This is a genomic window from Bacillus sp. FSL K6-1033, from assembly GCF_038630765.1.
GTDB classification, from domain to species: Bacteria; Bacillota; Bacilli; order Bacillales; family Bacillaceae; genus Bacillus; species Bacillus altitudinis.
Genome location: NZ_CP152041.1, coordinates 34,558 through 52,263 on the forward strand (window position 1 = coordinate 34,558; position 17,706 = coordinate 52,263).

The 17,706-nt window shown below is 42.6% G+C and carries 17 protein-coding genes and 2 rRNA genes; 18 read left to right on the plus strand and 1 reads right to left on the minus strand.

The window, feature by feature from the left end:
• Positions 1 to 36 precede the first annotated feature (36 nt).
• The 15 genes from MHH31_RS00180 to rsmI all read left to right on the plus strand — a co-directional run bounded on the left by MHH31_RS00180 (position 37) and on the right by rsmI (position 12,447).
• A 23S ribosomal RNA gene (locus MHH31_RS00180) occupies positions 37 to 2,967 on the plus strand.
• A gap of 61 nt (positions 2,968 to 3,028) precedes the next feature.
• Positions 3,029 to 3,144 (plus strand): 5S ribosomal RNA (rrf, locus tag MHH31_RS00185).
• A gap of 170 nt (positions 3,145 to 3,314) precedes the next feature.
• Positions 3,315 to 3,506 carry a sigma factor G inhibitor Gin gene (locus tag MHH31_RS00190; protein ID WP_017359334.1) on the plus strand — a complete coding sequence of 64 codons (192 nt, stop codon included), beginning with the start codon at positions 3,315 to 3,317 and terminating at the stop codon, positions 3,504 to 3,506.
• A gap of 128 nt (positions 3,507 to 3,634) precedes the next feature.
• Positions 3,635 to 4,249 carry a 5-bromo-4-chloroindolyl phosphate hydrolysis family protein gene (locus MHH31_RS00195; RefSeq protein ID WP_039170309.1) on the plus strand — a complete coding sequence of 205 codons (615 nt, stop codon included), beginning with the start codon at positions 3,635 to 3,637 and terminating at the stop codon, positions 4,247 to 4,249.
• Positions 4,250 to 4,270: 21 nt separating this feature from the next.
• Positions 4,271 to 5,326 (plus strand): toxic anion resistance protein, encoded by a 1,056-nt coding sequence (locus tag MHH31_RS00200; protein ID WP_342495140.1) that lies wholly within the window; start codon positions 4,271 to 4,273, stop codon positions 5,324 to 5,326.
• A 77-nt stretch (positions 5,327 to 5,403) separates the two neighbouring features.
• Entirely contained in the window at positions 5,404 to 6,810 is a 1,407-nt protein-coding gene (locus MHH31_RS00205) for an aminotransferase class I/II-fold pyridoxal phosphate-dependent enzyme (RefSeq protein ID WP_342495141.1), read from the plus strand.
• Positions 6,807 to 7,445 (plus strand): dTMP kinase, encoded by a 639-nt coding sequence (gene tmk / locus MHH31_RS00210; protein WP_007496237.1) that lies wholly within the window; start codon positions 6,807 to 6,809, stop codon positions 7,443 to 7,445. The genes MHH31_RS00205 and tmk overlap by 4 nt, the downstream gene beginning before the upstream one ends.
• 79 nt (positions 7,446 to 7,524) lie before the next feature.
• The gene (locus MHH31_RS00215) at positions 7,525 to 7,854 is read left to right on the plus strand and encodes a cyclic-di-AMP receptor (RefSeq protein ID WP_012008640.1); all 330 of its coding nucleotides are present in this window, start codon (positions 7,525 to 7,527) and stop codon (positions 7,852 to 7,854) included.
• 12 nt (positions 7,855 to 7,866) lie between these two features.
• Entirely contained in the window at positions 7,867 to 8,307 is a 441-nt protein-coding gene (locus MHH31_RS00220) for a YaaR family protein (protein ID WP_008341898.1), read from the plus strand.
• A gap of 11 nt (positions 8,308 to 8,318) precedes the next feature.
• On the plus strand, positions 8,319 to 9,308 hold the full coding sequence (holB, locus tag MHH31_RS00225) for a DNA polymerase III subunit delta' (RefSeq protein ID WP_024719351.1): 990 nt from the start codon (positions 8,319 to 8,321) through the stop codon (positions 9,306 to 9,308).
• Positions 9,309 to 9,310: 2 nt separating this feature from the next.
• Positions 9,311 to 10,138, plus strand: a complete 828-nt coding sequence (locus tag MHH31_RS00230) for a stage 0 sporulation family protein (protein ID WP_024719352.1) — start codon at positions 9,311 to 9,313, stop codon at positions 10,136 to 10,138.
• Between the two features lie 14 nt (positions 10,139 to 10,152).
• A complete protein-coding gene (gene yabA / locus MHH31_RS00235) occupies positions 10,153 to 10,506 on the plus strand; it encodes a DNA replication initiation control protein YabA (RefSeq protein WP_007496228.1) in 354 nt (117 codons plus the stop codon).
• A gap of 55 nt (positions 10,507 to 10,561) precedes the next feature.
• Positions 10,562 to 11,305: a tRNA1(Val) (adenine(37)-N6)-methyltransferase gene (locus MHH31_RS00240; protein ID WP_017359328.1), complete on the plus strand. Its 744-nt coding sequence runs from the start codon at positions 10,562 to 10,564 to the stop codon at positions 11,303 to 11,305.
• Positions 11,292 to 11,591: a GIY-YIG nuclease family protein gene (locus MHH31_RS00245; RefSeq protein WP_159145300.1), complete on the plus strand. Its 300-nt coding sequence runs from the start codon at positions 11,292 to 11,294 to the stop codon at positions 11,589 to 11,591. Before MHH31_RS00240 ends, MHH31_RS00245 begins: the two co-directional genes overlap by 14 nt.
• Entirely contained in the window at positions 11,566 to 12,447 is an 882-nt protein-coding gene (gene rsmI / locus MHH31_RS00250) for a 16S rRNA (cytidine(1402)-2'-O)-methyltransferase (protein WP_008341890.1), read from the plus strand. The genes MHH31_RS00245 and rsmI overlap by 26 nt, the downstream gene beginning before the upstream one ends.
• 44 nt (positions 12,448 to 12,491) lie before the next feature.
• Here the strand turns inward: rsmI and MHH31_RS00255 are convergent, their stop codons facing one another.
• Positions 12,492 to 12,782, minus strand: coding sequence for an AbrB/MazE/SpoVT family DNA-binding domain-containing protein (locus MHH31_RS00255; protein WP_087975202.1), 291 nt, complete (start codon positions 12,780 to 12,782; stop codon positions 12,492 to 12,494).
• Between the two features lie 519 nt (positions 12,783 to 13,301).
• Between MHH31_RS00255 and metG the strand changes: the two genes are divergently transcribed.
• From metG to MHH31_RS00270, 3 genes are all read left to right on the plus strand, one after another.
• Positions 13,302 to 15,302 carry a methionine--tRNA ligase gene (gene metG / locus MHH31_RS00260; RefSeq protein ID WP_342495142.1) on the plus strand — a complete coding sequence of 667 codons (2,001 nt, stop codon included), beginning with the start codon at positions 13,302 to 13,304 and terminating at the stop codon, positions 15,300 to 15,302.
• 81 nt (positions 15,303 to 15,383) lie between these two features.
• Positions 15,384 to 16,151 (plus strand): TatD family hydrolase, encoded by a 768-nt coding sequence (locus tag MHH31_RS00265; protein WP_342495143.1) that lies wholly within the window; start codon positions 15,384 to 15,386, stop codon positions 16,149 to 16,151.
• A 244-nt stretch (positions 16,152 to 16,395) separates the two neighbouring features.
• On the plus strand, positions 16,396 to 17,598 hold the full coding sequence (locus MHH31_RS00270; RefSeq protein ID WP_007496219.1) for a G5 and 3D domain-containing protein: 1,203 nt from the start codon (positions 16,396 to 16,398) through the stop codon (positions 17,596 to 17,598).
• Positions 17,599 to 17,706 lie beyond the last annotated feature (108 nt).

A 17,706-nucleotide genomic window follows, 5' to 3' on the forward strand; every position in this document is an offset into this window, starting at 1 on the left:
TCATCACACATAGTGATTCTTTCTAAAGTAAGAAATGGTTAAGTTAGAAAGGGCGCACGGTGGATGCCTTGGCACTAGGAGCCGATGAAGGACGGGACGAACACCGATATGCTTCGGGGAGCTGTAAGCAAGCTTTGATCCGGAGATTTCCGAATGGGGAAACCCACTGCTCGTAATGGAGTAGTATCCATACTTGAATACATAGAGTATGAGAAGGCATACCCGGGGAACTGAAACATCTAAGTACCCGGAGGAAGAGAAAGCAAATGCGATTCCCTGAGTAGCGGCGAGCGAAACGGGAACAGCCCAAACCAAGAGGCTTGCCTCTTGGGGTTGTAGGACACTCTATACGGAGTTACAAAGGAACGATATAAGCGAAGAGGTCTGGAAAGGCCCGCCAAAGAAGGTAACAGCCCTGTAACTGAAATGTTGTTCTCTCCAGAGTGGATCCTGAGTACGGCGGAACACGTGAAATTCCGTCGGAATCCGGGAGGACCATCTCCCAAGGCTAAATACTCCCTAGTGACCGATAGTGAACCAGTACCGTGAGGGAAAGGTGAAAAGCACCCCGGAAGGGGAGTGAAATAGATCCTGAAACCGTGTGCCTACAAGTAGTCAGAGCCCGTTAACGGGTGATGGCGTGCCTTTTGTAGAATGAACCGGCGAGTTACGATCCCGTGCAAGGTTAAGCAGAAGATGCGGAGCCGCAGCGAAAGCGAGTCTGAATAGGGCGCATGAGTACGTGGTCGTAGACCCGAAACCAGGTGATCTACCCATGTCCAGGGTGAAGTTCAGGTAACACTGAATGGAGGCCCGAACCCACGCACGTTGAAAAGTGCGGGGATGAGGTGTGGGTAGGGGTGAAATGCCAATCGAACCTGGAGATAGCTGGTTCTCTCCGAAATAGCTTTAGGGCTAGCCTCAAGGTAAGAGTCTCGGAGGTAGAGCACTGATTGGACTAGGGGCCCCTACCGGGTTACCGAATTCAGTCAAACTCCGAATGCCGATGACTTATCCTTGGGAGTCAGACTGCGAGTGATAAGATCCGTAGTCGAAAGGGAAACAGCCCAGACCGCCAGCTAAGGTCCCAAAGTATACGTTAAGTGGAAAAGGATGTGGAGTTGCTTAGACAACCAGGATGTTGGCTTAGAAGCAGCCACCATTTAAAGAGTGCGTAATAGCTCACTGGTCGAGTGACTCTGCGCCGAAAATGTACCGGGGCTAAACGTATCACCGAAGCTGCGGACTGTTCTTACGAACAGTGGTAGGAGAGCGTTCTAAGTGCAGTGAAGTCAGACCGGAAGGACTGGTGGAGCGCTTAGAAGTGAGAATGCCGGTATGAGTAGCGAAAGACGGGTGAGAATCCCGTCCACCGAATGCCTAAGGTTTCCTGAGGAAGGCTCGTCCGCTCAGGGTTAGTCGGGACCTAAGCCGAGGCCGAAAGGCGTAGGCGATGGACAACAGGTTGATATTCCTGTACCACCTCCTCACCATTTGAGCAATGGGGGGACGCAGGAGGATAGGGTAAGCGCGGTATTGGATATCCGCGTCCAAGCAGTTAGGCTGGGAAATAGGCAAATCCGTTTCCCGTGAAGGCTGAGCTGTGATGGCGAGCGAAATTTAGTAGCGAAGTTCCTGATTCCACACTGCCAAGAAAAGCCTCTAGCGAGGTGAGAGGTGCCCGTACCGCAAACCGACACAGGTAGGCGAGGAGAGAATCCTAAGGTGATCGAGAGAACTCTCGTTAAGGAACTCGGCAAAATGACCCCGTAACTTCGGGAGAAGGGGTGCTTCTTAGGGTGTTAAAGCCCCGAGAAGCCGCAGTGAATAGGCCCAGGCGACTGTTTAGCAAAAACACAGGTCTCTGCGAAGCCGTAAGGCGAAGTATAGGGGCTGACGCCTGCCCGGTGCTGGAAGGTTAAGAGGAGCGCTTAGCGTAAGCGAAGGTGCGAATTGAAGCCCCAGTAAACGGCGGCCGTAACTATAACGGTCCTAAGGTAGCGAAATTCCTTGTCGGGTAAGTTCCGACCCGCACGAAAGGCGCAACGATCTGGGCACTGTCTCAACGAGAGACTCGGTGAAATTATAGTACCTGTGAAGATGCAGGTTACCCGCGACAGGACGGAAAGACCCCGTGGAGCTTTACTGCAGCCTGATATTGAATGTTGGTACAGCTTGTACAGGATAGGTAGGAGCCTTGGAAACCGGAGCGCTAGCTTCGGTGGAGGCATCGGTGGGATACTACCCTGGCTGTATTGACCTTCTAACCCGCTGCCCTTATCGGGCAGGGAGACAGTGTCAGGTGGGCAGTTTGACTGGGGCGGTCGCCTCCTAAAATGTAACGGAGGCGCCCAAAGGTTCCCTCAGAATGGTTGGAAATCATTCGCAGAGTGTAAAGGCACAAGGGAGCTTGACTGCGAGACCTACAAGTCGAGCAGGGACGAAAGTCGGGCTTAGTGATCCGGTGGTTCCGCATGGAAGGGCCATCGCTCAACGGATAAAAGCTACCCCGGGGATAACAGGCTTATCTCCCCCAAGAGTCCACATCGACGGGGAGGTTTGGCACCTCGATGTCGGCTCATCGCATCCTGGGGCTGTAGTCGGTCCCAAGGGTTGGGCTGTTCGCCCATTAAAGCGGTACGCGAGCTGGGTTCAGAACGTCGTGAGACAGTTCGGTCCCTATCCGTCGCGGGCGCAGGAAATTTGAGAGGAGCTGTCCTTAGTACGAGAGGACCGGGATGGACGCACCGCTGGTGTACCAGTTGTTCTGCCAAGGGCATCGCTGGGTAGCTATGTGCGGACGGGATAAGTGCTGAAAGCATCTAAGCATGAAGCCCCCCTCAAGATGAGATTTCCCATTCCGCAAGGAAGTAAGATCCCTGAAAGATGATCAGGTTGATAGGTCTGAGGTGGAAGCGTGGTGACACGTGGAGCTGACAGATACTAATAGATCGAGGACTTAACCTATATTCTAATGTGAAAAATGAACATTGTTATCTAGTTTTGAGAGAACATTCTCTCCATCAGGTTTGGTGGCGATAGCGAAGAGGTCACACCCGTTCCCATACCGAACACGGAAGTTAAGCTCTTCAGCGCCGATGGTAGTTGGGGGTTTCCCCCTGTGAGAGTAGGACGCCGCCAAGCTTTTCAAAGGACCAGTTCCAATCGGAATTGGTCTTTTTTGTATTTTAAAAAAGGAACAAACACTCGATCTGGCATGGATACATATACTAAACTATCATCTAAAACATTCTTAATTTTGTATACAATTGAAAGCGCTAGGGCATACTGAAGCTATAAGTGGAGGTGTCACAATGAGCAAAAAAGAGCGAGAAGCAATTTGTTTGATTTGTGAAGAGAAAAAAACAAAGGGAATTTATTTATATCATCAGTTTTTATGCCGAGATTGTGAACGGAAGTTAATTTCTACATCAACCTCGGATCCTAGTTATGCTGATTATGTAAGAAAGCTTAAAAATCTTCATACGCCGCCTTTGTATTCATAGACCATTAGATGGTCTTTTTTTATGGGCAATCGGGGATTGGGCCTGTTTTTTGGAACTTAGTTTGGACTTCAACCGTAATAAATAATAAGATAAACAGAGAGCCTGATTATTCATAGGAGTCGATGAACATGAAATCAATTTTTTACACATTTGTATGGGCCGTTCTCTCTACTCTTTTTTCGCTGGTGATTTTAACTGTCAGTATTGGTGTTTTCCATCATCATGTTGGATTGTCGATACTGTATGCGATGATTGGGTGGGGTGTGATGTTTGCAGGAAGCCGATGGGCTGCCTTCCAGTTGTTTTTGAAGAAACACGGACTGTCTCGCAGTGATTATGTATATATTAAACAGCACTTAAAAGAAGCCGCGCAAAAGCTGGTTCGTTTGAAGAAAGCTTTATTTGCTGTGAAGAACGTACAGACGATCAAGCATAATTATGAAATTCTTCGGCTTGCCAGACGCATCTATACGATAACAAAAAAGGAACCGAACCGGTTTTATGATGCACAGCGGTTTTATTTTGAGAGTTTGGATTCTGTTGTTGAATTAACTGAGAAATATGCACTGCTGTATAATCAGCCGAATCGTAGCCATGAGCTTGAAATGACATTAAGCCAAACTCGAGTCACGCTGACTGAACTGCAAAAGCAATTAACGAATGATTTACAGCAAGTTTTAGGAAGAGATATAGAAGCACTTCATATTGAACTTGAAGTGGCCGATAAAATGATTAAAAAATAGATATGAAAGGAGTCAAACTCGATGAAACCAGAAGATCCAGTCATACCACCAGCCCCATCTACTACAGATCTTCCGTTTCGGGTGTTTGATACCTTATCTGATGAGGAAAAGCAGGAGGCGCTACAGCGAGCTGAGAAGATCCCTGACCATCCACAAAAACTGCTTTTCTATGGCACACGTGTGCAGGAACGATTGTTAGAACAATCAAAACAAATGATGCAATATGTGGAGAAAAAAGATATTGACCAAATCGGAGACGTTCTAGAAGCTTTTTTACAGCAACTGCATTTAGTGGAGCCAGAGGATTTATTGCCAAAGAAGCGAGGCTTTTTTTTAAGGTTATTTCAGCGAGAAAAGCGTTCTACTCAGGAGATCATATCTCGTTTTAAACAAGCAGAAGCACAGATAGAGAGATTGTCAGCAAGGCTTCGTTACGCAAGAGGCGTGTTAATTTCGGACCATAAGTTATTGGAGCGTTTATTTGAAGAAAATCAATCATACTTTCAAGAGATGACGTTACAGGTTGCAGCAGTTGAAGCAAAATTGTCGCTGTTAGAGCAACATGCAGAATCACAGTCACATGATCGGACATTAGAGGAACAATTGATGAGTCGGGAAGTCGATGAAGAAGAATATATGGAGAGATTAAAAGAACGGAAGTATGATTTGTTGTTGAGCCGTCAAATCGCACTGCAATGTAATGCCCAAATTCGAATGATTCAGCATACAAACCATACATTAGCCAATCATATTCAATCAACTGTTTCCGCATCAATTCCTTTATGGATCAACCAAATGTCGATTGCGTTCAATCATATTCAGCAGCGAGCCAATTCAGCGCTTGAGCAGCGTATCCAGCAAACATATGAACAGGTATCGAAGCAGCAAGGACAGCTGCTTGAAGATGCATCCTTAACGCCTATAGATACGTTGAAAAAGCTTCAGCACCAATTGGCCGAAACATTGCAGGAAACGTTGCAGGTAAAAGAACATGGGAGCCAAGAACGAGCTCAATTAAAAAGTAGCATGCATGAGGCAGAGCAGAAGCTGGTGAATCATAAACCAATAAAGGAATGAGAATCCACCTTTCAGTTCACTTGTTTGAACGTTATAATAGATATAAGATATCGTTTAAGTGAAAAGGGTCGATTTGTTTGAAAACACCTTTATATACAGCATTATCACAACATGCGGAAAAGAAGCCCTATTCTTTTCACGTTCCGGGACATCACAATGGAGATGTCTTTTTTGATGAGGCACGGTCCTATTATGCATCCATTCTTCAGCTGGATGTGACAGAACTTGAAGGTCTAGATGATCTTCACCATCCGACTGGGGTGATTCAAGAGGCAGAGGATTTATTGGCAAAGCTATATGGAGCTAAACAAAGTTTTTTCCTTGTGAATGGCACAACCGTTGGCAATTTGGCGATGGTGATGTCTGCGTGTCAGGCTGGGGAGGGCATTTTCGTTCAGCGAAATTGTCATAAGTCTGTGTTCCATGCGATTGAGCTTGCGGGAGCGACGCCTATTATGTTAGAAACTGAGAGTGATCCGCACTTGCACGTCCCAACTCATGTGACGGAGGAAACAGTCAAACAAGCTATGGCGACACATCCTAACTGCCGGGCAATCGTTTTGACATATCCGAACTACTACGGACATGCAGCTGATTTATCAGGACTCATTCAAATGTGTCATGAAGCTGGCATCATTGTATTAGTTGATGAGGCACATGGTGCTCATTTTGTATTAGGCGGTGCCTTTCCTCCATCTGCCCTTTCCTATGGAGCAGACGTGGTGGTACAATCAGCACATAAAACCCTTCCGGCAATGACAATGGGGTCTTATCTCCATCTTCAAGGAGACCGAATTGATATGAAGCGGATAAAGACGTTATTAACGATGCTTCAAAGCAGTTCACCTTCCTATCCAATTATGGCTTCGTTAGATGTGGCGAGAGCTTATGTGGAGGAGTTGAAGGGAAAAGGGTTAATGGACGAAATCCTGAGAGACTTGGCAAAGCTGAAAGCACAGTTCAATATGATCTCCAATCTCGAAGTGGTTGAGTCTGACTCTTTACCTATGGATCCATTAAAATGTGTCATTCGTTCAACAAAAGGGCTGACAGGCTATGAACTCAAAAAGGTGCTTGAGTCGGTGGAGGTTCACCCAGAACTTGCGGATGAACATCAAGTCTTACTCGTTTTTGGTCTAAGGCAGACAAAGGACGTTCCTTTTACAGCTATAGAGCAGGCTCTTCAGCAAAGTGATTCATTGCTTGTAAAAAAAGAGCCTCGAACGAGATCGCTCTTCTTAGAGGACGATCAGCAAAAGCGAGATGTAGAAGCTGTTCCATTCGAAAAAGCAGCTGGCCGGATTAGTGCAGAATCGGTCATTCCCTATCCGCCTGGTATTCCTTTGATGATTAAAGGAGAACCGATTGAATCAGATCAAATTGCGACGTTAAGCCGTTTGCTTGGGCATCAAGTTCATGTGCAAGCAAGTCAGGTGATTCACCAGAGAAAATTATATGTTTATATAGAAGAGGAGACACTATGAGCGGTATGTTTATTACGTTTGAAGGGCCTGAGGGTGCTGGAAAAACGACAGTGATTCGAAAAGTGTACGAAGAAATGGAACGTCAAGGCTATGCAGTGATGGCGACACGTGAGCCTGGAGGCATTGACATTGCAGAGCAAATTCGTGAAGTCATTTTAAATGAAAAAAATACAAAAATGGACGCAAAAACAGAGGCATTGCTTTATGCAGCAGCTAGAAGGCAGCATTTGGCTGAAAAAGTAGAACCGGCATTGAAGCGGGGGGAAACTGTTTTATGTGATCGTTTTGTCGACAGCTCCCTTGCTTATCAGGGCTATGCGAGAGGGCTTGGGATTGAAGAAGTCAAATCCATTAATGATTTTGCCATTGATGGCACGATGCCGCAAATGACCATTTACTTTTCCATTACACCAGAGGAAGGTCTAAAGCGAATTGATGCCAATCAAGGAAGAGAAAAAAATCGATTAGACATGGAAACACTGAATTTTCATCAAATGGTCAGAGAAGGATATGAGCTGCTGATTGCGCAATCACCAGAACGATTCCGTGTAGTAGATGCGTCTCAGCCTGTTCAGGATGTCTTTAATGAAGTGTTTCAGCTGATTCAGGACACATTAAAGAAAAATCAAATATGACCTCATTCCCAATCGTTGTTATAATATAGAGGAAGACATCGGCATGTCACCTGTGCCTAAAATGAAGGAGGCCAATCAAATGAAATTAATTGTTGCCGTTGTACAGGATCAAGATAGCAGCAAGTTATTGAAAATATTGACCGAACATCAATTCGGCGTGACAAAATTAGCTTCGACTGGTGGATTTCTAAAGTCTGGGAATACGACTTTTATCATTGGTTGCGATGATGTCCGAGTGGATAAAGCGTTACAGCTAATCAAGGAAAATTGCCGTAAACGAGATCAAATGATCGCGCCTGTATCACCAATGGGTGGAAATGCAGATTCATATGTACCATACCCTGTTGAGGTTGAAGTTGGTGGAGCTACCGTCTTTATTCTGCCAGTTGAACAATTTCATCAATTTTAAGGATGGGTTGCTGTGAAAATTAATCAAGATATGCGGCTGCTTTTAGAAAAGCGTGAACTTCAAGCGATGAAAGGAAGCCAAACTTCAGCATCGTTTAAATCATCGATGGAGACACAAAGTGGAAAAATGCGTTTAGAGCAGCTGACAGTCATGCTGAGCGATATCGAAGTCTTCGGCAAAAAACTGACAAAGTCACGAAACCTTAAAGATTTGGCTAGGTTTAAAGGACTTGTGAAACGCTTTGTAAAAGAAACAGTCGATAATGGATTAAATATAGAGACATCAAGGAGCTTTGACATTTATGGCAACACACGAACACTCGCTTTAGTCAAAGCATTAGATGAAAAGCTGATTGAGTTAACAGAGGATATGATGAATCAAGAGAAACCCTCGATTGATTTGCTTGAACGTATTGGAGAAATAAAAGGTTTATTGATTAACCTTTACACATAGAGAGTGATAACATGGCAATTAGCTGGGATGACATGAATGATCTACAGCCGCGCGTCATGCGGCTGATTTTTAATAGTATTGATAAAGACCGACTGGCTCATGCTTACTTATTTGAAGGAAAAAAAGGGACAGGAAAGCTAGATGCTGCGATGCTTTTAGCGAAGAGCTTTTTTTGTTTGGAAGCAGGAGTGAAACCATGCGAGTCCTGTCAAAACTGCAAAAGAATTCAGTCTGGCAACCATCCAGATTTACATCTAGTGCAGCCTGACGGTCAATCAATTAAGAAGGCGCAAGTGCAGGCCTTGCAGGAGGAATTTACAAAAGCAGGCGTAGAATCGCATCGGAAAATGTATATCATTCTCCATGCGGACAAAATGACGGTCAATGCTGCGAACAGTTTATTAAAGTTCCTAGAGGAGCCCAACCGGGAAACGATGGCAGTTTTAATCACTGAACAATCGCATAAAATGCTGGATACGATTATTTCAAGATGTCAGATGCTTAGCTTTCAGCCGCTGCAGCCGCAATCTTTGGAGCAGCAGCTTTTACAAGAAGGCGTGTCTCAGGATCTCGCAAGGCTTTTGTCGAATTTAACCAATAATTTAGCAGAAGCACTCGAATTAAGTCGAAATGATCAGTTTGCAGAGTCTAGAGCGAAAGTGATAAAATTGTATGAAGTCTTACACCAGCGAAAGGAACATGCATTTTTTTATATACAAGATCAATGGATGCCTTTTTTCAAAGAGAAAGACCTTCAAGAAACTGGTCTTGATATGCTTTTATTTATATATCGTGATGTATTGTCGATTCAAATAGGAAATGAAGATAAAGTCATTTATCAAGACTTATTCCAGACAATGAAGCAGCACGCGCTGCATTCCACACAGCAAATGGTGACGAATCAGATCCTTGCTGTATTAGAAGCGAAAAAGAGACTTCAATCCAACGTGAATGCCCAAGGGCTAATGGAGCAATTGGTGTTGATGTTGCAGGAGGGATAAGCTTGTACAACGTAATTGGTGTTCGCTTTAAAAAAGCGGGCAAAATCTATTATTTCGATCCTAATGGATTTCATATAGAAAATGATAGTTGTGTCATTGTAGAAACGGTTAGAGGTGTTGAGTACGGGCAAGTGGTCATCGCCAATAAAAAAGTAGATGAACACGATGTGGTTCTCCCTTTGCGTAAGGTGATTCGCGTCGCAGACGAACGAGACCGGCTCATCGTTGAGGAGAACAAAGAAGCAGCGATGGCAGCCTTTGACACATGTCTTCAGAAAGTAAGTGAACACGGCCTGGAAATGAAACTGGTCGATGTCGAATTTACATTCGACCGCAACAAGGTCATCTTCTATTTTACAGCGGATGGCAGAGTAGATTTCCGTGAGCTGGTCAAGGATCTTGCATCTATCTTCAAGACGAGAATTGAACTTCGTCAAATCGGTGTAAGAGACGAGGCGAAAATGCTAGGCGGCATTGGTCCGTGTGGACGTATGCTTTGCTGTTCAACTTTCTTAGGAGATTTTGAACCTGTGTCCATTAAAATGGCAAAAGATCAAAACCTCTCGTTAAACCCTACCAAAATTTCAGGGCTTTGCGGCCGTTTAATGTGCTGCTTGAAATATGAGAATGATGAGTACGAAACAGCAAAAGAGCAATTACCGGACATCGGTGAAACGATTCAGACGTCTAATGGCTCTGCAAAGGTAGTAGGGCTTAATATTTTAGAACGAATTTTGCAAGTTGAATTAACCGGGCAAGAAAAAGTGATAGAATATACTTGGGAAGAATTAATACAAGAAGGCGTTGTATCTGCACAAACAACTGAGTAACGAGGTGTGCCACCTTGGATAAAAAGGAACTATTTGATACGGTGATTAATTTAGAAGAACAAATCGGTTCTCTTTATCGCCAGCTAGGTGATTTGAAAAATCATATCGGTGAAGTGATTGAAGAAAATCATCAGCTGCAGATGGAGAATCAGCACTTGCGTGAACGTCTGGATCAATCCGATCGAGATAAATCGTCTGAGGCAGAGCATGATTCTGCCCAGAAGCCAAGTCATTCTGATATAGGAGAAGGTCATGATAACCTAGCTCGTTTATATCAGGAGGGCTTCCATATTTGTAATGTACATTATGGGAGCATTCGGAAAGAGGGAGACTGTTTGTTCTGTCTGTCATTTTTAAATAAAAAATGAGAAAAGGCTTCCGCTGAATCGGGAGCCTTTTTCACAGGAAAAGAAAGGATACATCATGGTTTCGTTAAGAGAAGATGAACGTTTAGACTACTTGCTTGCAGAAGATATGAAAATTATTCAAAGTAAAACGGTGTTCGCCTTTTCATTGGATGCAGTGTTATTAGCAAAATTTGCGTATGTGCCGATTCAAAAAGGGGAGATTATTGATCTTTGTACGGGAAATGGCATCGTTCCATTGCTGCTTTCGACGAGATCTAAAGCCTCTATTACAGGAGTTGAAATTCAAGAACGCCTGTTTGATATGGCAAAGAGAAGTGTGGCGCATAATCAACTGGAGCAGCAGATTGAGTTGATCCATGGTGATTTAAATGATATGCCTAAACGGTACGGAAACCACAAAGTAGACGTGATTACTTGTAATCCGCCATATTTTAAGACTCCTTCTAAGGATGAAATCAATGAAAATGAGTATTTGGCGATTGCACGTCATGAGATTCATTGTACATTAGAAGATGTCATTCGTGTTTCTTCCACTTTGTTAAAGCAAGGAGGCAAACTGGCAATGGTTCACCGCCCTGGACGTTTGCTTGAGATTGTTGAAATGATGAAGAAATACCGAATTGAGCCAAAACGAATTCAATTTGTATATCCGAAACAGGGAAAAGAAGCGAATACCATTTTAGTGGAAGGGATGAAAGATGGAAAGCCGGATTTGAAAATCCTCCCGCCGCTTTTTGTTTATGGAGAAGACCAAGAGTATACAAAAGAAATCAGGACGATACTGTATGGAGAAGCATAGTCATTATTTCTATGTATTGAAATGTGCAGATGGCAGTTTGTACGCTGGGTATACAAATAACTTACAAAAAAGGCTGACTGCCCATAATAGTGGGAAGGGTGCAAAGTATACGAGAGCTAGACGGCCGGTGGAACTCTATTACCACGAATGCTTTTTCACCAAAAGAGAAGCCATGCAACAGGAATATCGTTTCAAAACGTGGACACGTCGAAAAAAGGACATGTATATAGAAGAAAAGCGAATCAAAAAGGAGGCGGCACATGAAAAAGACACAGAAAAGCTTTGATGGTCAATCAGAAATGGGTATTCTTTATCTCGTACCAACCCCGATTGGAAACTTAGAAGATATGACGTTTCGAGCGATACAAACGTTAAAAGATGTAGACTATATTGCCGCAGAAGATACGAGACAAACGAAAAAGCTTTGCCATGTCTATGAAATTGATACCCCATTAACGAGTTATCATGAACATAACAAAGATAGCAGTGGTCACAAGTTAATCGAATGGTTAAAAGAAGGAAAGAACATTGCACTCGTGAGCGATGCCGGTTTACCGACGATCTCTGATCCAGGAGCCGAAGTGGTTCGCGACTTTACGAACATCGGAGGCTATGTCATTCCGTTACCTGGTGCAAATGCAGCACTTACGGCGCTCATTGCGTCAGGAATCGCACCTCAGCCATTTTTCTTTTACGGTTTTCTTGATCGTCAAAAAAAGGAAAAGAAAAAACAGCTGGAAGCATTGAAGAAACGCCAAGAAACAATTATTTTCTATGAAGCGCCCCATCGGTTAAAAGAAACGCTGACTGTGATGAAAGAAGTGTGGGGGAACCGGAATATTGCCATTACGAGAGAACTGACAAAGAAATTTGAAGAGTTTATTCGTGGAGATTTAGAATATGCGCTGACTTGGGTGACAGAACAACAAATCCGTGGTGAGTTCTGTCTCGTTGTACAAGGAAATGATCAGGATGAAGAAGAACTGAATGAAGAAGCTTGGTGGAATTCTTTATCTGAAAAAGAGCATGTGATCCATTACATAGAGGAAGGGTTAACGTCAAAAGAGGCTATTAAACGTACTGCGGTCGAACGTGGTGTGCCAAAGCGAACGATCTATGATGCGTATCATATTGAACAATAAAGAAAGGTTCTTGCAAACGGTGCAAGAACCTTTTTATATAAAACTTATTTTTGTGATTGAAGTTGGTTTTGGATTTCGTTAATGATTTGCTCTGCACCTTCACGGCTAAGAACTAATTTACCATTAGCAAGTTTAAGGTTATCGTCTGATACTTCACCTGTTACTTGGCAAGTCATGTTTGGTTTATATTTTTTTAGGATAATTTTTTCATCATCAACATAAATTTCCAAAGCGTCTTTTTCTGCGATTCCTAACGTACGGCGAAGCTCGATTGGAATCACCACGCGTCCTAATTCGTCAACTTTACGTACAATACCTGTAGATTTCATCTTCATTCTCCTCCCAAAAAGTTCTTATTCTTAATATAATATTATCTTCGTCATTATTCGACAAATTCCTTACATTCCTAGCATAACAAGGTTTCCATAAATCGTCAATCATTTTGTTTACTATTGTTTGTAAAATATGACTCTTAAAGTCAAAGGACCTTGAAACTACCGGTGTATAAGGATTTTTCAGAATTTATCTATAAAAATATGAAAAATGACGATAACAGATTAACAAGACTTTTGCCCTAATTTAGCCAATTGTAAATCTGAAAATAGATTTCATACGACAATATTCGACAAAATGTCGAGCGGTTTGTCGTTTTTTTCGAAAAACTCATCTTTTTCGTTCATTTCAATCTGTTCTATGTATATATGCTTGATCTTAAAGGCTAAGATGGTATCATAGAGAAAGCACAAGTGCAAAACATAATGAAATGATCTGACACATTTTAATGAAGTATGATGACCGCTCTCGTCCATTGGGCGGGAGTTTTTGACATTTACACACAAGCAGGAGGTTCCGACATGCCGGAAAAGAAAAAAACGTTTTATCTGACTACACCAATTTACTATCCGAGCGGAAAATTACATATTGGACATGCTTATACGACAGTGGCAGGGGATGCCATGGCTCGATATAAACGTCTGCAAGGCTATGATGTGATGTATTTAACGGGTACAGATGAGCACGGACAAAAAATTCAGCAAAAAGCTGAAGAACAAAATATTACACCGATTGAGTATTTAGATCCGGTCGTTGCTGACATTAAATCATTATGGAAGAAACTCGACATTTCCAACGATGATTTCATTCGTACAACGGAAAAAAGACATACGAAAATCATTGAACAAGTCTTCCAAAAGCTGCTTGATCAAGGAGATATTTATTTAGATCAATATGAGGGCTGGTACAGTATTCCTGATGAAACATTCTATACGGAAACACAGCTTGTTGATGTTGAGCGAAATGAGAAAGGGGAAGTCATTGGAGGGAAAAGCCCAGACAGTGGACACCCTGTTGAATTGATTAAAGAGGAATCATATTTCTTCCGTATGAGTAAGTATGCTGACCGCTTACTAGACTATTACGAAAAGAACCCGTCGTTCATTCAGCCTGAATCAAGAAAGAATGAAATGATTAATAACTTCATTAAACCGGGGTTAGAGGATTTAGCTGTATCAAGAACAACCTTTGATTGGGGCATTAAAGTACCTAATAATCCGAAGCACGTCATCTATGTATGGATTGATGCGTTATTCAACTACTTAACAGCGATTGGCTACGGAACCGATCAAGATGAAAAATATAAAAAATATTGGCCTGCCAACGTACACCTAGTCGGGAAAGAAATTGTACGATTCCATACAATTTACTGGCCAATTATGCTGATGGCACTTGAGCTGCCGTTGCCAAAACAAATTTTTGCACATGGCTGGCTGCTCATGAAAGATGGCAAAATGTCTAAATCAAAAGGGAACGTAGTAGATCCTGTTACGTTAATTGATCGCTATGGTCTTGATGCTCTTCGTTATTACCTGCTACGCGAAGTACCATTTGGTGCAGACGGTGTGTTTACACCAGAAGGATTCGTGGAACGTGTAAACTATGACCTTGCCAACGATTTAGGGAACTTACTTAACCGTACAGTGGCGATGGTGCAAAAATATTTCGACGGTACATTAAGCAGCTATAAGGGTCCAGTCAATGAGTTTGATGAGGAACTAAAAGCTGTAGCTGAACAAACGGTGAAAGCTTATGAAGAAGCGATGGAGAACCTCGAATTCTCCGTGGCTCTTTCAAATGTTTGGACATTAATCAGCAGAACGAATAAATATATTGATCAAACAGCTCCATGGGTGTTAGCAAAGGATGAAACAAAACGAAAAGAACTGCATTCTGTGATGTACCATTTAGCAGAATCACTCCGAATCACAGCTGTATTGTTAACGCCATTCTTAACAAAAACACCTGAGAAAATCTTCTTCCAGCTTGGAATTGAAGAAGAGAAACTCAAAAGCTGGGAAAGCATTCTTTCTTTCGGTGCGATTCAAAAAGCGACGGTACAAAAAGGTGAGCCGTTGTTCCCTCGTTTAGAGGTTGAAGAAGAAGTGGCATACATTAAAGAGAAGATGCAAGGAAGTGCGCCTAAGGTAGAAGAAGAGTCAGTTGAAATAGAAGAAACTGAATTACCTGAACTGGGTGCCGAAATTGCCTTCGATGATTTTTCGAAAGTTGACCTTCGTGTAGCACAAGTATTGGAAGCAGCACCAGTGAAAAAAGCTGACCGTCTCTTAAAGCTTCAGCTTGATTTTGGATTTGAAAAGAGACAAATTGTCTCAGGGATTGCCAAGCATTATCAACCAGAAGAATTGGTAGGGAAGAAGCTCGTCTGCGTAGCGAATCTCACACCAGTTAAACTAAGAGGGGAAATTTCCCAGGGAATGATTTTAACTGGAGAAACTGGTGGTAAATTGCAGGTTCTTGAAGTAGATCAATCTCTAGCAAATGGAACAAAAATTTTATAATTTAACAAAGGTGTTCCACGTGTAACATTTCGTCGAACACCTTTTGTTTTTCAGAAGAATTGTCGAAAGGAGCCATCAACCATGTTATTTGATACACATGCCCATTTAAATGCTGAACAATATAATGAAGACTTAGAGCAGGTGATTGAAAGAGCCAAAAGTGAAAAGGTAGAGAAGATTGTGGTGGTCGGGTTTGATCGCCCAACCATTACGAGAGCGATGGAGCTAATTGAAGCATATGATTTTATGTATGCAGCCATCGGCTGGCATCCTGTTGATGCCATTGATATGACAGATGAAGATTTGGCTTGGATCAAAGAATTATCTCAGCATGAAAAGGTTGTTGCCATTGGAGAAATGGGTCTAGATTACTATTGGGACAAGTCGCCTAAAGATGTGCAAAAAGAAGTCTTTAGACGTCAAATTGCTCTTGCAAAAGAAGTGAATCTGCCAATTATCATTCATAACCGTGACGCTACGGAAGATGTAGTGACGATCTTAAAAGAAGAAGGAGCGGCAGAAGTCGGAGGAATTATGCACTGCTTTACTGGCAGCCTCGAAATTGCAAAAGCGTGTATGGAAATGAACTTTTATATCTCATTCGGTGGACCTGTGACATTTAAAAATGCGAAAAAACCGAAAGAAGTTGTAAAGGATATTCCAAGTGAGCGTCTTCTGATTGAGACAGACTGCCCGTATTTAACTCCAGCGCCATTTAGAGGGAAACGAAATGAGCCGAGCTATGTGAAATATATCGCAGAACAAATTGCTGAATTGCGAGAAATGAGCTTTGAAGAGCTTGCTGCATTGACAACAGAAAACGCGAAAAAAGTTTTCCGTATAAACTGACAGTATATGATGTCAATCCTTGTTTAAGCTTGTCCAATTGTGAAACATAACGAAAAAGTTCTACACGTTTGCGCCTCCTCATAGGATAAGTTGTCGATAAGTCTTTCTTCCCTTCCTTCCAAAAATCTCCCATAATAGGTTTACAATCGAGCATTTTTGTACAGTGGGTGGAAGGGTTGACAGGTTTTGAGATACTCTATATAATCTCTCCGAGGAGAAGGAGGCGTTTTTCATCGTACAAAAAATGAAAAATCTGTTTTCTGTCAAGCTAGGAAAAGGCAAGGTTTTATTTCTAGTCGCTTGCTTGCTTTTAGCTGGAACTGGGACGGCTTACGGTGCGCATGAGCTCACTAAGCAGTCTATTACCATTTCAATCAATGGCAAAGAGAAGACAATTCGTACACATGAAGAGACAGTAGCACAGCTGCTTTCAGACCTTGGAATAAGGACCAGGGCGGAGGATCATATCTCTCCAAGTCTAAATACAAAGATTCAAGACAACATGAACATTGTGTATGATGCGGCTATACCGGTTCATCTCACCCTAGATGGGAAAGAGAAAACGATATGGACAACAGATCAGACGGTTGGAGCATTATTGAAGAATGAGAAGATAGATATTGGGAAGCACGATCAAGTAACTCCAGGAAAGAATGACAAGATTAAAAAGAATATGGATCTTGTGGTTCAGCAGGCCTTCCAGGTCAGCTTAAACGATGGAGGAAAGGATAAGAAAGTGTGGACCACTTCGACTACGGTCGCTGACTTTTTAAAGCAACAAGAGCTGAAGCTCAAGAAGCACGATAAGATCAAACCTGCGTTACATAGTCACCTTTCTAAAAAAAGCGCAGATGTGAAGATCACTCGGGTGGAAAAAGTCACCGATGTAGTGGAAGAGAAAATTGCTTTTGATACCAAACATAAAAAGGATCGATCTCTTGAAAAAGGAAAAGAGAAGGTGCTTGAAAAAGGTGAAGAAGGTAAATTAAAGAAGCACTATGCCATTGTGAAAGAAAACGGCAAAGTGGTGTCTAAAGAATTAATTAAAGAGGTTACTGCAAAAGACAGTAAGGATCGTTTAGTGGCCGTTGGTACACAAGTGTCCAAGAAAGAACCTAAAGCGTCCCCTGCGGTTTCAAGAAGTAATGAATCGTCAGGAAAAGAGTTCTATGTGACGTCCACAGCCTATACAGCGGGCTGTGCTGGATGTACGGGTAGAACGTCTACAGGCTTTAATTTAAAAGCAAATCCGGGTGCAAAGGTCATAGCAGTAGATCCGAGTGTCATTCCGCTGGGCTCTAAAGTGTATGTGGAAGGCTATGGGTATGCCGTTGCATCAGACACTGGATCTGCTATAAAAGGGAATAAAATTGATGTGTTCGTCCCAAGTAAGTCGGCAGCTTATCAATGGGGAAATAAACGAGTGAAAATTAGAGTGCTCAAATAAACACATCAAATCATTTATATGAACAGAGGGCTTTGCGCACCCTCTGTTTTTTTGGTTATAATAGAAGCACTGTTTTCTAATTAATTAGACGCAAAAACAGCATGGAAG

Excerpts from the sequence above, each read along its gene's own strand:
- MHH31_RS00215 (WP_012008640.1), top strand. The coding sequence starts at position 7,525 with ATGAAATTAATTGTTGCCGTTGTACAGGATCAAGATAGCAGCAAGTTA.
- holB (WP_024719351.1), top strand. The coding sequence starts at position 8,319 with ATGGCAATTAGCTGGGATGACATGAATGATCTACAGCCGCGCGTCATG.
- MHH31_RS00195 (WP_039170309.1), top strand. The coding sequence starts at position 3,635 with ATGAAATCAATTTTTTACACATTTGTATGGGCCGTTCTCTCTACTCTT.
- MHH31_RS00255 (WP_087975202.1), bottom strand. The coding sequence starts at position 12,782 with ATGAAGATGAAATCTACAGGTATTGTACGTAAAGTTGACGAATTAGGA.
- MHH31_RS00190 (WP_017359334.1), top strand. The coding sequence starts at position 3,315 with ATGAGCAAAAAAGAGCGAGAAGCAATTTGTTTGATTTGTGAAGAGAAA.
- tmk (WP_007496237.1), top strand. The coding sequence starts at position 6,807 with ATGAGCGGTATGTTTATTACGTTTGAAGGGCCTGAGGGTGCTGGAAAA.
- MHH31_RS00240 (WP_017359328.1), top strand. The coding sequence starts at position 10,562 with ATGGTTTCGTTAAGAGAAGATGAACGTTTAGACTACTTGCTTGCAGAA.
- MHH31_RS00245 (WP_159145300.1), top strand. The coding sequence starts at position 11,292 with ATGGAGAAGCATAGTCATTATTTCTATGTATTGAAATGTGCAGATGGC.
- MHH31_RS00265 (WP_342495143.1), top strand. The coding sequence starts at position 15,384 with ATGTTATTTGATACACATGCCCATTTAAATGCTGAACAATATAATGAA.
- MHH31_RS00200 (WP_342495140.1), top strand. The coding sequence starts at position 4,271 with ATGAAACCAGAAGATCCAGTCATACCACCAGCCCCATCTACTACAGAT.
- MHH31_RS00270 (WP_007496219.1), top strand. The coding sequence starts at position 16,396 with ATGAAAAATCTGTTTTCTGTCAAGCTAGGAAAAGGCAAGGTTTTATTT.
- rsmI (WP_008341890.1), top strand. The coding sequence starts at position 11,566 with ATGAAAAAGACACAGAAAAGCTTTGATGGTCAATCAGAAATGGGTATT.
- metG (WP_342495142.1), top strand. The coding sequence starts at position 13,302 with ATGCCGGAAAAGAAAAAAACGTTTTATCTGACTACACCAATTTACTAT.